The organism is Cedecea sp. VD22, assembly GCF_037150195.1.
In the GTDB taxonomy this organism is placed as follows: Bacteria; Pseudomonadota; Gammaproteobacteria; order Enterobacterales; family Enterobacteriaceae; genus Cedecea.
Genome location: NZ_JBBCPX010000001.1, coordinates 1178107 through 1192296 on the forward strand (window position 1 = coordinate 1178107; position 14190 = coordinate 1192296).

Consider the following 14190-nt stretch of genomic DNA (forward strand, 5'->3'; position numbering starts at 1 on the left):
TTAATTCCTTGTTGGCAAAAAGGTTAGCGCTGGGAAGCGTCGAGATAACGGCTGTACTTGCGCTGGGTTTCAATGTGGTCGGCGACGTATTTCGCGTCATGCCACACGCCCCAGATAAACGTTGAGCCCCGGCGGGAAAGCCACGGCAGGCCGAGAAAATAGACGCCCGGCTCGCTGGACACGCCGCGCTGGTGGCGTGGTTTGCCCTGAGCATCAAAAGCATCCACGTTGAGCCAGCCGTAGTCCGGGGCGTATCCGGTCGCCCAGATAATCGAGGTGATGCCCGCTTCGGCCAGGCTCAATTCCAGCGTGGGCTGGGTGACGCAAAGCGGATCGGCCGGGAAGACTCGGGCCTGCGGCTCTTCGGGCAGATCGATCCCGTTGCGGGTAATCCACGCATCGGCGGCGTCCAGCAGGGCCAGGTAACTTTCATCCCCCTGGCGGATGTTGTGTGCCAGATTATCTTCAAAAAAGACTTTCCCCTCGGCGAAGCGCTGGGTCAGGCCGACGAGGTGAATGCCCTGGTGTGCGAGTGCCCGGAAATCAACGGTGTGGCCGCCGCGAGCGCCACTCACCGCAATGGTGACGTGTTCTTTGCCAGGCTGATTGGCCGCCGCATCCCACAGCCCAAGCACCCCCAGCCACCAGCAGAAGTCCCGGTTGCGGTAGGCGCGGGGAGGGCGGTCGTGGGCACCCACGGAAAGGTAAACCTGCTTGCCCGCACGCTGTAGCTCATCGGCGATTTGTACCCCGGAAGAGCCAGCCCCCACCACAAGCACCGCGCCTGCCGGTAGCTGAGCCGGGTTTTTGTAGGTGGCGGAATGAATCTGATGCAACCCGTCATCTGCCGGGGCAATAGCTGGGATGACCGGGCGCTGGAAAGGCCCGGTGGCGGCCACGATATGCTTTGCTTCGACAATACCGTCGCTGGTTTCCACCGTGAAACCCGGCCTGCCGTGATGGCGCGTCACGCTTTTCACTTCCACGCCGGTTTTTACCGGCGCTTCAAATTTCCGGGCGTAGTTTTGGAAGTAGTTCGCCACCTCGTCTTTGGGGATAAAACTGTCCGGGTCGGCGGCGTCAAATTCAAGGCCAGGAAAGCGGTCGTGCCAGGCCGGGCCGTTGGCAACCAGCGAATCCCAGCGGCCGCTGCGCCAGGCTTCGGCGATGCGGTTTTTCTCCAGCACCAGATGGGGAATACCGAGGCGCGTCAGGTGCTCGCTCATGGCGATCCCGGCCTGGCCGGCACCAATCACAAGGGTATCTGTCTGTGTTTTTATTTCGGTCATGTCTGTTTCCTTGATGCTCGGGAAATAAGGTTCAGCGCAGCTTCGCGATGGCACAAGGTTATTAAGCGGCAGACATTCCGTAAAATATTATAAATCTAGGGATAAGGTATAAATAAAGTATCCTCCAGCTATGGGCTATGAATTTCCTGTATTTTAAGACGGTGAAACACCACTTTTTAATTTTCGACCAGGGTTTTCGGCATCAGCTCAAAGGTGCGGCAGTAATCCATAAATAAGCGCGTCGGCCGGGTCGGCTCGTTATTGCGTAAATAAGCCATCACCAGCGTAGAGGCCGCCATATCATCAATGATTTCCACCTGCTTAACGCGCTGGCCGTCATAGGTTATGTCGGTGCAGGGGCGGGTGACCAGCACCGAAAATCCCATGCCCTGGCCGACCATGCAGCGCACCATTTCAATCGACGGCGAACTGTAGGCCATCTCCGGGTGCAGGCCTTTGTCGGTGAAAATGTTCATGAAGTAGCTTTTGCTGGGAATAACGTCCAGCAGGATCATCGGTTCGCGGCTGAGTTCTTTGAGCGTGACGGTGGTTTTTTTCGCCAGCGGATGAGCCGCAGGCAGCAGAGCGTAAGGCTTCTGCGGGGCGTTCAGTTTTTCGGTATGCAGCGTGCTCTCTAACTCCAGGTTGTACATAAAGGCGAGGTCGAAGCGCCCGCGGTGCAGCCCGTGGGTCAGTTCATTTTGCTCCCCGTCGTACAGTCGGATGGTTATGTCAGGATAAAGCTTGCGAAACCCGGCGATGAGCCTCGGCAGATAAAGCGGGGCCGCGGACTCGAAGCAGCCGATGGCGATGGTGCCGGAAACCAGGTCGTTATCCGCTTTGGCATTTTGCTCAAACTGGTATGAAAGCCGCAGCAGCTCGCGAGCTTTTTCATAAAACCGCAGCCCGCCGGGCGTGAGCGAAACGCCCTGCGCGTGGTGGCGAATAAAAAACTGCTGCTCAAAAGTGTCTTCCAGGTTTTTGATGGCAATGGAAACGGAAGGCTGGGCGATATGCAGCTGCCTTGAGGCTTCAGCGATGCTCTGCGCCTCCACGACGGTGACAAAGTACTTGAGCTGCTTGAGCGTGAAATGTGTCATGGCGCTAACCCCGCTTTTTTATTGTCAATGCAGCCTTGAAGAGAGCTTCAGGCTATTCAGTCAGTTTGCAGCAAGGCTCATGCCAGGTGTAACAGTGGTGGACACAAACGGTAAAATTATGCTCTGAAAAAATATTTTTATTTTTATTGGCCACGAATTATCCCCAAAAAGTGGCAGACGAAAAATAATCCGCACCTTTTTGGTGCGGGTGAATATTTTGAGCCGCTATTATCTGCCTGAAATATGTCTTTATTGGCTTTTCTTCGGCGAATTAATATCTTGCGCTGCGCTGGTGCAAAAAAATAACCATTGCATTAAAACAATTTTTTATAGAGGTAAGGCATATTTTTCGTCCTTTATCCCGACGCGCTTCTGCTGCAGCATGGCCCCATCGCAAACGCTCATCGAGTGATTATCGTCCTGGCGAATATATTGCAAGGCATTTCCCGGCGCGAAAATCATCCGTTGTTTCAGGTGCCGCCGTTGGGGCATCCATAAAAATGATTAACCACCTGCACTGGAGTCATCGCATGTTTACATCCTCACACAGCAAGGCGTTATTTTCCTGCATGGCGGCGGCGCTGCCTTTACTGCTCAGCGGCGGGGCTCAGGCGGCCGTGATGACCCCCGGTCAGCTTACGGTGGGGAGCGATATTACCTTCCCGCCTTACGAATACCTCGACGGCAAAACCCCGGCGGGTTTCGATATTGAATTTATCAACGGCGTGGCCGAAGCGATGAAGCTGCAGCCCAATTACGTGGATACCCGCTTCACCAGCCTGATCCCCGGCCTGCAGGCGAAACGCTTCGAGCTGATTGCTTCCGCGCTGTTTATCACCCCGGAGCGCCAGAAGGTGATCGACATGGTGCCTTACCTGAAAACCGGCGAGTCGCTGCTGACGCTGAGCAATGCCAGCTTCAAGCCAACCAAGCCGGAAGAGCTTTGCGGGCATAAAGTCGGGTCGATGCAGGGCACTTACTGGCTGGAAAAACTGCACACGCTGTCGGCGGATTACTGCGTGAAGCAGGGGCTGAAGCCGATTACGGTTAGCGAATTCTCAACTGACCCGCAGACAACCCAGGCGCTGCTTTCCCACGCGGTTGAAGTGCAGATGACCGATGCCGCCGTGGCAAGTCAGGTGGTGGACAAAATGAAAGGGCGACTGGCGGTGACCTCGACCGACCTGCTGTACCCGGTGCTGGTGGGGCTTGGGGTGAGTAAAACCAACCCGGAGCTGAAAAAAGCGCTGAACGACGGCATTGCAGCCTTTAAAGCGAGCGGCAAGTACTCGGCATTAGTGAAAAAGTATCACCTGGCGGAGCCGTCCGAAGCCGAAATTCAGGCCAGCAGTTTGTAATCATTATCGCCGGGGAGTACAGATATGTCGTTTGACTGGAACTATTTATTCAGCCTGTTTAGCAATGCCGATTTTTGGCAGGCAACCTGGACCGTGATTAAGCTGAGCCTGCTGAGCTGGGTCATCAGCATTGGCTTTGGCTTTCTTCTGGCGCTGGGCAAACAGGCGGCGTCTCCCTGGCTCTCTTTACCGGCGCGGGCCTATATCTGGCTGTTCCGCAGCCTGCCGCTGCTGGTGCTGCTGATTTTTGTCTATAACCTGCCTCAGGCGCTGCCCGGCAGCTCGGCCTTGTTAAGCGACCCGTTCTGGGCCGGGCTTATCGCGCTGGTGCTGAGTGAAACGGCCTATATTGCCGAGATTCACCGTGGTGGCCTGCTGGCTATCCCTCGCGGGCAGCGTGAGGCGGCCCATGCCCTGGGGCTGCGCTACGCCGGCATTCAGTGGCTGGTCATTGTGCCGCAGGCGCTGCGGGTGGCGCTGCCGTCGCTGGCGAACGAATACATCTCCATTGTGAAACTTAGCTCGCTGGTTTCGGTGATTTCACTGACCGAGATCCTGATGGTTGGGCAGCGGCTTTACTCGCAAAACTTCCTGGTGATGGAGACCATGGCGGCGGTGGCTTTCTATTATGTGTTTATCGTGACCGTTTTTGATTTCCTGCTAAAGCTGCTGGAAAAACGGCTGGATGTCACCCAGCGCAAAACCGCACGCCTGCCGGAAGCCGAACTGGAAGCGATGGCGGCGCAGGAAAGCGGGCTGGTTGCTCGCCCGGCTCTGGCAGTGAATGTTCCCGCGCTGCAGGCCCGCAAGCTGCACAAGGCCTACAACAACGTGGAGGTGCTTGGCGCGGTGAACCTGGACATCAAGCCCGGTGAAGTGGTGTCCGTCATTGGTCCGTCAGGTTCCGGCAAAACCACGCTGATTCGTCTGCTGAACGGCCTCGAGCAGTTGGATAACGGCGAGATCCTGATCAACGGCCAGCCGTTTATTCGCCTGGAAAAACACGGGGCCCAGAAGCCGCAGTATGTCGAAAACGCCGCGCACCGGCTGAACATCGGCATGGTGTTTCAGGGCTTTAACCTGTTCCCGCACTTAACGGTGATGAAAAACCTGATGCTGGCCCCGCACTACCATCGCCTGGCGACGGATGCAGAGCTGAAGCGCGATGCCTGCGTGTTGCTGCGCAAAGTCGGCATGCTCGAGCACGCCCACAAATATCCACACCAGCTTTCCGGCGGGCAGCAACAAAGGGTGGCGATTGCCCGGGCTTTAATGATGCGTCCGCAAATTATGCTGTTCGATGAGCCTACCTCGGCGTTGGATCCTGAAAAGGTGAATGAGGTGCTGCAGGTGATTGAGAACCTGGCGGAGGAGGGCATCACGATGGTGATTGTCACCCACGAGATGAACTTCGCGTTCAGCGTGTCGGACAGAATTGTGTTTATGGAAAAAGGGCGAGTCGTTTGCGATGACTCTCCTCAGGCGCTGCGCAGCGGAGAGAACCCACGTATTACCGAATTCCTGAAAGACGTAAACCTGGCCCCTGTTACGGCCTAAAAAAACGGGCTGCGGTAACATTATCCTGCCGCAGCCCGGGTGGATTAAATCTCTATTACCTTCACGCCGGAACTGCGCGCCATTCGCACGCACTCCGCCGTATCTTCTCCCCCAGGAAAGGCCAGCAGCACGTCGGGGCGGCTGTCCTCCAGCATAAACAGATTGCGGCGGGTTTCCGCGTATTTGCCGTGCAGCGCCCAGTTGGCCGGGTAGCGAATGACATGCACGTCGGTGCCGCGTGCCCAGGTTTCAATGGCGCCGCCGAGCGACTGATGTCCCCCGTGGATCAGCACATTCATTGTCTGCGTGCTGGCATATAAATCCAGCACGCGGGTGAGGGTATGGGTGTCGGCATAAAACCGACCTGCGCAAATTAAAACTCTCACTTTTCTGTACCTTAACGTTGCTTTCCTTGAAAAGATGCTTCGTCCACCTTGCGGCGGTTATTGTTTTTTAAGCGTCCGGCGGCGTTTCGATAAAGCGCAGCGACTTATCGCCCAGACGGTCAATCACCGGGTAGGCCACGGCCGCGATGTGGTGATGTACGCGGCGGTAGTCCCGCAGCACTCGCTGGAAAATGTCGCCGGATTCCGCCCAGGCATTTTTGTCCTCTCGCAGTTTTTTGAAGTGCTCGCGGCTGGCGGAAGCCTCGAGTTGACGAATGGTTTCCTTGCGCTGCACCAACTGATGGGCAGCGGATAAATCTTCACGCATAAACGCGGCGATGCCGAGGCGCAGGCTGGTGAGGATCTCCGCGTGCAGCAGGCGAATATTGTGTAATTCAAAGTCGCTGAACAGTTCGCCACGGCGAGCGCGGCGCGTAGCTAACTGGGTCAGGTTGCTGGAAAGAATGTCCCCAGCATGCTCGAAGTTGATGATGAACATCAGGATCTCCTGGGCGCGATCGGCATCCGCGTCATTCAGCCCGTCATGGCTGATATCGGCCAGGTAAGCACGCACCGCCGCGCTGAGCAAATCCACCGACTGATCAAGTTGGCGAATCTCATCGGCGGCCTGCTTTTCCTGGGTGACAAACAACACCAGCAGGCGGTCCAGCATGATGGTCAGCATGTCGGCTGCGCGCAGCGATTCACGGACTGAATTAGACAGGCCGATGTAAGCCACTTCGAGGCCGGCATCGTCCAGATACATCGGCATCCCAGGGTCGCCCACGCGCTCTTCTTCCGGGAACAAACGCTCCAGGAAACGAGCTATCGGCGCGGTCAGACCGATAAACAACAGCGCAAGCACGGCGCTAAAGGCCGTGTGGAACCACACCACCAGCTGCGGCGTGCTCAACCCGGACTTCTGCGCAAGATCCGTCAGCAGCGGAAGCATTAAGAGCGCCAGCGCGCAGCCGACCAGGCGAACAATCAGGTTGCCAACCGGCAGGCGACGAGCCACGGCGGAGCCCGCGTTCAGCACCGGCGGCAACGCCCCACCAATATTGGCTCCCATCACCAGGATCAGCGCTGTTTCTGGCCCCATCGCGCCGGTGGCCGCGAGGGAAGCGATCAGCAAAATGATCGCCACGCTGGAGTGGCACAGCAGCGTCAGGATCGCGGCCACCAGCAGGGCGATTAAGATATCGCCCTGCAGCCCCTGCATCACGGCGTGAAACACCGGCGTGACTTCGATTTCCGCCAGCGTGCCGCTCAGTAAATGCAGGGCAAGCAGCATCAGGCCGAGGCCAATCAGGGCGCAGCCCACGCTCTCAAAGTTGGAATGGTCGCGTAGCTTGAAGACCACAAACCCGGCAAGCAGAAGCAGCGGGATGGCCATTTCCATGTCGAAGCTCATCAGCTGCACCACCAGCGTGGAGCCGATATTAGCGCCGAGCATCACCGCCAGGGCTGGGGCAAGGCTCAGCGTCCCTGCGGCGGTGAACGACGTCGCCATCATGCTTACCGCGGTGCTGCTTTGCAGAACGCCGGTAATGCCGATCCCGGCGAACAGGGCCGTCCAGCGGCTGGTGAGGTGGCGTCCCATCCAGTTGCGCAGCGGCGTGCCGAAGCCGCGCTGCAGCGCAGTTGAAATCATATGGCTGCCCCAGAGCAGCAAAGCGATGGCGCCAGCCAGGTTAATTAACAGAGTAGTTCCGGACATAATCAATTCCCCCTCTTCAGGGCGGGTGGTGTAACAAAACGCAGTAACCTGATCGAAAAACGATGTATGGCGCTGGCGAGGTTTAGTAACGCTTTCGCGTGTCGATAGTTGATTTTCCCTCCGGCGAACCAGGCCAGGGCGTGGACGCGAAGGGTGCGGGTTATTTTCATTAAAAATAAGACAACCAGTGCGATGGTCTTATTTTTAATCAGGAAAATAATGGAATGTTGCTTTTCCATAATGCTTTCCAGCTTGTGTTACTTGCCTGAAAGGTGCCGCCGAAGCGGCACTTTTTTACCTTACTTAACGCAGCATTAGTGCCACTGCTTGAAGCGACGCATGTAGAACGTTTTCATGCCCTGAGCCACGCAGCAGTAGGCGAGCAGGGTAGCCACCAGCCACGGGAAGTACTGCCACGGCAGCGCCTGCAGCCCAACCAACGGCCCGAGCGGAGAGAACGGTACGTAAATCCCAATCGCCATAATCAGCCCGGTCATCATGAGTACCGGCCAGGCGGCAGTGCTCTGAATGAACGGAATTTTCTGGGTACGCAGCATGTGCACCACCAGCGTCTGCGACAGCAGGCCTTCAACGAACCAGCCGGACTGGAACAGGGTCTGCATGTGCTCGCTGTTGGCGCTGAACACAAACCACATCAGCGCGAAGGTGGTCATGTCAAAAATGGACGACGTCGGGCCAATCCAGACCATGAAGCGGCCAATGTTTTTGGCATCCCACTTGCGCGGCTTGCTCAGGAACTCTTTGTCCGTTTTGTCCCACGGCAGCGCGAGCTGGGAAATGTCGTACATCAGGTTTTGCAGCAGCAACTGGATCGCAAGCATCGGCAGGAACGGGATGAATGCGCTGGCGACCAGCACCGAGAACACGTTGCCGAAGTTGGAGCTGGCGGTCATGTTCAGGTACTTCATGATGTTGCCAAAAGTCTCGCGGCCTTTGATCACGCCTTCTTCCAGCACCATCAGGCTCTTTTCCAGCAGGATGATGTCGGCGGATTCCTTGGCAATATCGGTGCCGCTGTCGACCGAGATACCGACGTCGGCATCGCGCAGGGCTGGGGCGTCGTTAATCCCGTCGCCCAGGAAGCCCACGGTATGGCCGTTGGCCTGCAGCGCCTTCAGCACGCGAGACTTCTGCAGCGGCGTCAGCTTGGCAAACACGGTGCGCTCTTCCACCAGCTGTTGGAGGGAGGCGTCGCTCAGTTGCTCAATCTGCGGGCCGAGTACCGGCTCACCCGGCTCCAGCCCGACCTGGCGGCAGATGCGGGTGGTGACGATGGCGTTATCGCCGGTCAGCACTTTCACCGCTACGCCAATGTCCATCAGAGCAGCAATTGCCGGGCCTGCACTCTCTTTCGGTGGATCGAGGAAGGTGAGGAAACCGCGGATAATCAGGTCGTGCTCATCGTCGGTGCCGTACTGTTTTTTCGCCTCGGCTTTAGGAATATCGCGAGTGGCCACCACCAGGACGCGGAAACCGTCTTTGTTGTAGTCATTGGTCATTGCCAGCATGGCGTCACGGCGCTGATTATCCAGCGCGACTACCTTGCCGTTCTCTTCCATGTGGGTGGCAATGCTCAGCATCTCTTCCACGGCGCCTTTGCACACCAGCAGGTGATTGCTCTGGCTGTCCTTCACCACAATCGACAGGCGGCGGCGGACGAAATCAAACGGCATCTCGTCGACTTTGCTGTAGCCCTGCGGTTTGACGAAGTTTGGCTCATTGTCAGAGAAGTAAATGACTGCCTGATCCATCAGGTTTTTGATGCCGCTTTGGTGGTAGCTGTTCAGCCAGGCCAGCCCCAGCACGGACTCGTTTTTCTGGCCGTTGGTGCCCACGTGATGCTCGAGGATGATCTTATCCTGCGTCAGCGTCCCGGTTTTGTCGGTGCACAGCACGTCCATTGCGCCCAGGTTCTGGATAGCGTTCAGGCGCTTAACCACCACTTTACGCTTCGCCATAGCCACCGCGCCTTTGGCGAGGTTGGCGCTGACGATCATCGGCAGCATTTCAGGCGTTAACCCTACGGCTACCGCCAGGGCAAACAGCAGGGCATCCCACCATTCGCCTTTCAGCAGGCCGTTAATCAGGAACACCACAGGCACCATCACCAGCATAAAGCGGATCAGCAACCAGCTGACGCTGTTCACGCCGCGGTCGAAGGCCGTTTGTGCGCGGCTGCCGACAATCGCTTTAGCCAGCGAGCCAAAGTAAGTCCGTGGCCCGGTTGCGACTACCACCGCCTGCGCGGTACCGCTGACCACATTGGTGCCCATAAAGCAGATGTTCGGGATATCCAGCAGGTTTTCGCTGTCGATCGCCTTATCGTGCGCGGACTTTTGCGCCACGTCGCCCAGGGTGTCGTATTTCTCAATCGGCAGCGCTTCACCGGTCAGCACGGCCTGGCTGATAAACAGATCCCGGGACTCAATGAGGCGCACGTCTGCCGGGATCATGTCCCCCGCATAGAGCTGCACGATGTCGCCCACGACCAGTTCGCGCATCGGGATTTCACGCGGGGTTCCTTTTTGCCCTGCGTGTTCACGACGCACAACCGTGGCGGTGGTGCGAACCATCGCTTTCAGCGCCTCGGCAGACTTCGCCGAGCGGTGTTCCTGCCAGAAACGCACCAGGCCGCTGAGTGCTACCATGGTGCCGATGATAATCACCGTCGTCAGGTCACCGTCTTCGCCGTGGCTGGTGGGCAGCCAGTAATCGGTAAAGAAGCTGATCCCGGCGAGAATGCCGAGCACGTAGATAAACGGGTTATTGAATGCCATCAGCAGCTGAACCAGCGCGTGAGGCGGTTTGTCATGGGCAACCTCGTTCAGGCCATCCCGCTCCAGCCGGGCGCTGGCGTGGGCTTCCTGCAGCCCTTCCCGGGTGGTGTTCAGGTTGACCAGGGTTTCTGCGATGCCGTTTTTGGCTTCCTGGGCGGCACGCATAGACAGCGTGCTTTTTTTATTACGGTTCTTGGTTTGTACAGTCATGGTGGTGCTCCTGTCGCCGGACGGCAGCAGACTCTTTAAGGTAAACGCCAGATTAAGGGCGACCGAAAATAGCCCGATGCCGCATGAGCGATCGGTTTTAAATTAATTTCGCACAGGGTTTCTCACTATTTATTTATTAAAAATAAACAGGTGAGAAGTTTATATTTTCTTTTCTCGGGACGTGTTTATTCCTGCTGAGAAATATGCCAGAAGGCATCAGGGAATAAACAGGTACCAGCAGTGACGTAACTCAGCGAGGCGCACGGAAGCGGGCTGCGGCATAGCGCGCAGACGAACCTACGGCGTAACGGCTGAATCAGGCTACGAAGGGTCGACTTTGAGGGTCTTCGCCATCAGAGAAGCTGCAACGACGCTCCAGCTGGCCGGTGACAGGACTGACTCGCCAGTTAGTGATGCGTTGATTCAACTCACTGATTTTCGAAGAGAAAATTGAGTTTGACTGTTTTTTGCGTGCGGACAACACCCGATCGCGGGGCGGCCGGACACGCAGCGTTGATGTCACTGTTTTGACACCTGGAAAAAGGGTAGATTTGAAGTTCATAACACACCTCGGGACCGTGAAAACCCTGGTCGAGGTGGGACAACACGAGAGCATCAGGCTCCGGCGAGACACACCAAAACGAAGAAGTGATCACAATCGATTTCATGTTTACTTTCCCGAACCGCCATTAAGGCCATGTTCGGGCAGCTACTAAATTCAGTATCCATTAGTCTCTTATGTCAGGTTAGGAAAGGCCGCAACTTCGGCCCGTGAAATCTACCCATGGGCAGTACTATTGTCAACCCGCGAGTGGAAATTAAATGTGTTCGTTTATATTTCAGTGAGGGAATATTGAGGGAGGAGAATAAAGGGTATTTTTTATCTCACTCCCTAGTTGTGTTTTTTTCTAACTTGTAAACGGCCTGGGGATCGCCGTCATTCCCTGATACCCGGTGTTCTCGTTACTGACCCTAACCCTCTCCCTGGAAGGGAGAGGGAACAAATTGAACACTCCAGAAAGGGAGAGGGAACAGATTACGTATTGTTCTGACCTGCAGTTTTCTCCCTCGCCCCTTTGGGGAGAGGGCCGGGGTGAGGGGAGGATTTGTGCCCGATTCTTGTTTAGACGAGAGATATCGTCACCATTAATATTTTCCTTAAACTAAATCAAAACTTGCGGGCAAAGCCGGTTTTTGCCCCTCGCGCTTTGATTTGAAACAAAATTTAACGCTTATAGCGGTTCATCTGCTGCGTTAGTGTGATAAAAATCACACTAAGACGGCAGTGGAACTGCGGTCGACAACCCGTTTTTGTTTCAGTTGAAAGTTAGGTCGAACGTTATGGATGCGAAACCAACTCGCAGCCCCGGCGGTAAAATTGCGCTGTGGCTGTTCTATGCTTTTTGTTTGTACATCGTTTGGGCGATGGTGCGTTATTTTTGGGTCGTCAGTGGGGTAACCAGCGGCGATTTAGGCACCTTTAGCGGTAAACTCCTCGGGGCGCTGATGGGGTTGCTGGTGTTAGGTTCCGTCGCGGCGGTGCTGGGCTGGATAGCATGGTACACAAGGCCGCGTGCTTATCCTGTTCGCGCCAGAGAAAACCGGCTGCGTTGAAACCAGATTGCCCGATGAGCCACCTGCTTTTGCGTGGCTCAGGCTGTATACCTTCCCGCTGTAAAACTTCCGCTGAAGCCAGCCTATTTATTTCATGCTCTTTCCCGGCATCATTTAATTTTCCTCTGCACTGCAATACTATTTATTCCTCATTAAAAAGAGGGTTTATCGTATTTATATAACTGTGCGTAAAGTCACGTTTGTTATTTTTCGAACTGTCTACACTGCGGGAAGATTTATGGGGAAAACCATGCACATTTATATTGTTCGAATCATAACGTTTGTTCGCACTATGTTGCCGATGTTCGGCAGCAGGGCGCGCGTTTGGTTGAATAATAGCTGCTGGTTTAATAGCGTGAGCGAACTGGAAAAAGACGATGCCGTTTATTTTGATTCGCTGGATAATGTTTGTGCCGTAAATTGGTCCCGGCTCTGGTGCAGCGCCGGCGTTCTATATCATTCACTTCGCTATTCGCATTCTCCGTCCTTAAAAAAGGAACATACCGCTCTGCGTCCGCGCCGTCTGGCCGTTCGCAAACGCTATGAACTTTCGTTCCTGTGCCGTATTTCCAGCCTGCATCAGCTGATGATGTGTCTTCACGCCGGCGGTGATGCCGGAGACGCCGCGATGCTGGCCCATGTTCGCCCCCAAAGCACAATGCGCTTTTCAGCCATTGTGCTTTTTTTATTGCCTTTCTTCAGCCAGATAAGGAGTTGTTATGTATATCGTTTGTGTTGCAGCTTGCCCTACGGGCATCGCCCATACCTACATGGCTGCGGAGGCCCTGGCCCTGGTGGGTCAGCAGCGCGGGCATGAAGTGAAAGTCGAAACGCAGGGCAGCATGGGCGTTGAAAACGAAATTACCGCCGACGATCTTGCCCGGGCCAACGCGGTGATTCTCGCGGCGGATGTGGCGATTACCGGCAAAGAACGTTTTGACGGCATGATGAAACTGGAGTGCAGCGTGGCCGATCCTATCAAGTTTGGCGAGGCCGTGTTTGAGGCGATAGAGGCGGAGATAGCACATGGCTAAATTCAGGGCTGAGGCGGGGATGTCGACCGGCAAAGAGGTCAAAAATGCCATCATGACCGGGGTGTCATGGATGCTGCCGTTTGTCATTGCCGGGGCGGTGATCATGGGCATCGCGCGCATCGGTGCTTCGCTCTACGGCATCGAAAATATCTGGGATGCCAGCCACGCTCAGGCGGCGAGCATCATTGTGCAGATGCTGCATAAATTCGACGGATTTGGTGGCCTGGCGCTGTCGCTGATGCTGCCGGTGGTCGCCGGGTATATCAGCTTTGCCATCGCCAATAAGCCGGGGCTGGCGCCGGGGATGGTGGGCGGCTTACTGGCCAGCAGCCTGGGAACCGGGTTTCTTGGGGCGCTCGCCGCCGGTTTTGTTGCGGGATACATCGTGCGGGCGCTGGCAACCTGGGTCAAACTGCCTGCTGCGCTGGCCTCGGCTGGCCCTATTTTTATCCTGCCCGTAGGCGGCACGCTGCTGACCTGCATGGTGATGGCTTTTATTATCGGTGGCCCGCTGGCGGCGCTGAATCACGGGATGGAAACCTGGCTGCTGGCGATGTCCGGGACGAACAAAATCATTCTGGCAGCCGTCGTGGGCGGAATGGTGGGCTTTGACCTGGGTGGTCCGGTGAATAAGGCGGCGGTAACCACCGCCATGGCGCTGCTGGCTTCCGGGATTTACGACCCCAACACCGGCGCGCAGGTAGCGATTATCGTCCCGCCGATTGGCCTCGGGGTTGCAACGCTCATCTGGGCTAAGCGCTTCCCGGCTTCGCTGCGCGAGGCGGGCAAGGCTTCGACGCTGATGGGCCTGATTGGCGTATCTGAAGGGGCGATTCCTTTCGCGCTGGCAAACCCCAAAATTATCGTCATCAATGTGGTTGGCTCAGCCACCGGGGCCGCGCTGGCCGTCGGGCTGGGTGCGGTAAACCATGCGCCGATTTCGGGTTTTTACGGCTGGCTGGCGGTAGATAAATGGCCCATTTATGTGCTGTCTATTGCCGTCGGGGCAGGGATTATTGCCGTGGGATCGTTATTAGTGTTTCGGGGTGAAACCGTCGTTGAAAATAAACCTTCGGCTGCCGTGCCTAAATTTAAAGTAGGGCGCTAGCCGCCCGGTTCATTTA

Annotated in this window: 12 protein-coding genes; 5 read left to right on the forward strand and 7 right to left on the reverse strand. The window is 56.2% G+C overall.

The genetic code is table 11. The features are described 5' to 3' along the window. Nucleotides 1-23 precede the first annotated feature (23 nt). Both WFK85_RS05580 and WFK85_RS05585 read right to left on the reverse strand, forming a co-directional pair. On the reverse strand, nucleotides 24-1289 hold the full coding sequence (locus tag WFK85_RS05580) for a flavin-containing monooxygenase (protein ID WP_336707571.1): 1266 nt from the start codon (nucleotides 1287-1289) through the stop codon (nucleotides 24-26). A gap of 176 nt (nucleotides 1290-1465) precedes the next feature. Next, nucleotides 1466-2389 (reverse strand): LysR substrate-binding domain-containing protein, encoded by a 924-nt coding sequence (locus WFK85_RS05585; protein ID WP_336707573.1) that lies wholly within the window; start codon nucleotides 2387-2389, stop codon nucleotides 1466-1468. A gap of 530 nt (nucleotides 2390-2919) precedes the next feature. On the opposite strand from WFK85_RS05585, the gene WFK85_RS05590 reads away from it, so the two are divergent. After that, entirely contained in the window at nucleotides 2920-3747 is an 828-nt protein-coding gene (locus WFK85_RS05590; protein ID WP_336707575.1) for an ABC transporter substrate-binding protein, read from the forward strand. Between the two features lie 24 nt (nucleotides 3748-3771). After that, nucleotides 3772-5304, forward strand: a complete 1533-nt coding sequence (locus WFK85_RS05595; protein WP_336707577.1) for an amino acid ABC transporter permease/ATP-binding protein — start codon at nucleotides 3772-3774, stop codon at nucleotides 5302-5304. 44 nt (nucleotides 5305-5348) lie between these two features. Here WFK85_RS05595 and WFK85_RS05600 read toward each other — a convergent pair whose 3' ends face one another. From WFK85_RS05600 to mgtA, 4 genes are all read right to left on the reverse strand, one after another. Then, nucleotides 5349-5690: a DUF2493 domain-containing protein gene (locus WFK85_RS05600; protein ID WP_008458076.1), complete on the reverse strand. Its 342-nt coding sequence runs from the start codon at nucleotides 5688-5690 to the stop codon at nucleotides 5349-5351. A gap of 67 nt (nucleotides 5691-5757) precedes the next feature. Beyond that, nucleotides 5758-7410: a Na/Pi cotransporter family protein gene (locus WFK85_RS05605; RefSeq protein WP_336707578.1), complete on the reverse strand. Its 1653-nt coding sequence runs from the start codon at nucleotides 7408-7410 to the stop codon at nucleotides 5758-5760. Between the two features lie 2 nt (nucleotides 7411-7412). Continuing rightward, nucleotides 7413-7649 (reverse strand): hypothetical protein, encoded by a 237-nt coding sequence (locus tag WFK85_RS05610; protein ID WP_008458080.1) that lies wholly within the window; start codon nucleotides 7647-7649, stop codon nucleotides 7413-7415. A 75-nt stretch (nucleotides 7650-7724) separates the two neighbouring features. Beyond that, the gene (mgtA, locus tag WFK85_RS05615; RefSeq protein ID WP_166991473.1) at nucleotides 7725-10418 is read right to left on the reverse strand and encodes a magnesium-translocating P-type ATPase; all 2694 of its coding nucleotides are present in this window, start codon (nucleotides 10416-10418) and stop codon (nucleotides 7725-7727) included. A gap of 1341 nt (nucleotides 10419-11759) precedes the next feature. Between mgtA and drpB the strand changes: the two genes are divergently transcribed. Further along, nucleotides 11760-12032 (forward strand): cell division protein DrpB, encoded by a 273-nt coding sequence (gene drpB / locus WFK85_RS05620; RefSeq protein ID WP_008458086.1) that lies wholly within the window; start codon nucleotides 11760-11762, stop codon nucleotides 12030-12032. 487 nt (nucleotides 12033-12519) lie between these two features. On the opposite strand, the gene WFK85_RS05625 is transcribed toward drpB, so the two are convergent. After that, nucleotides 12520-12672: a hypothetical protein gene (locus WFK85_RS05625; protein ID WP_166991476.1), complete on the reverse strand. Its 153-nt coding sequence runs from the start codon at nucleotides 12670-12672 to the stop codon at nucleotides 12520-12522. A gap of 79 nt (nucleotides 12673-12751) precedes the next feature. Between WFK85_RS05625 and WFK85_RS05630 the strand changes: the two genes are divergently transcribed. Both WFK85_RS05630 and WFK85_RS05635 read left to right on the forward strand, forming a co-directional pair. Beyond that, a complete protein-coding gene (locus WFK85_RS05630) occupies nucleotides 12752-13066 on the forward strand; it encodes a PTS fructose transporter subunit IIB (protein WP_008458091.1) in 315 nt (104 codons plus the stop codon). Continuing rightward, complete coding sequence (locus WFK85_RS05635; protein WP_336707580.1) at nucleotides 13059-14174, forward strand: PTS fructose transporter subunit IIC; 1116 nt, start codon at nucleotides 13059-13061, stop codon at nucleotides 14172-14174. The genes WFK85_RS05630 and WFK85_RS05635 overlap by 8 nt, the downstream gene beginning before the upstream one ends. The last annotated feature ends 16 nt before the right edge of the window (nucleotides 14175-14190 follow it).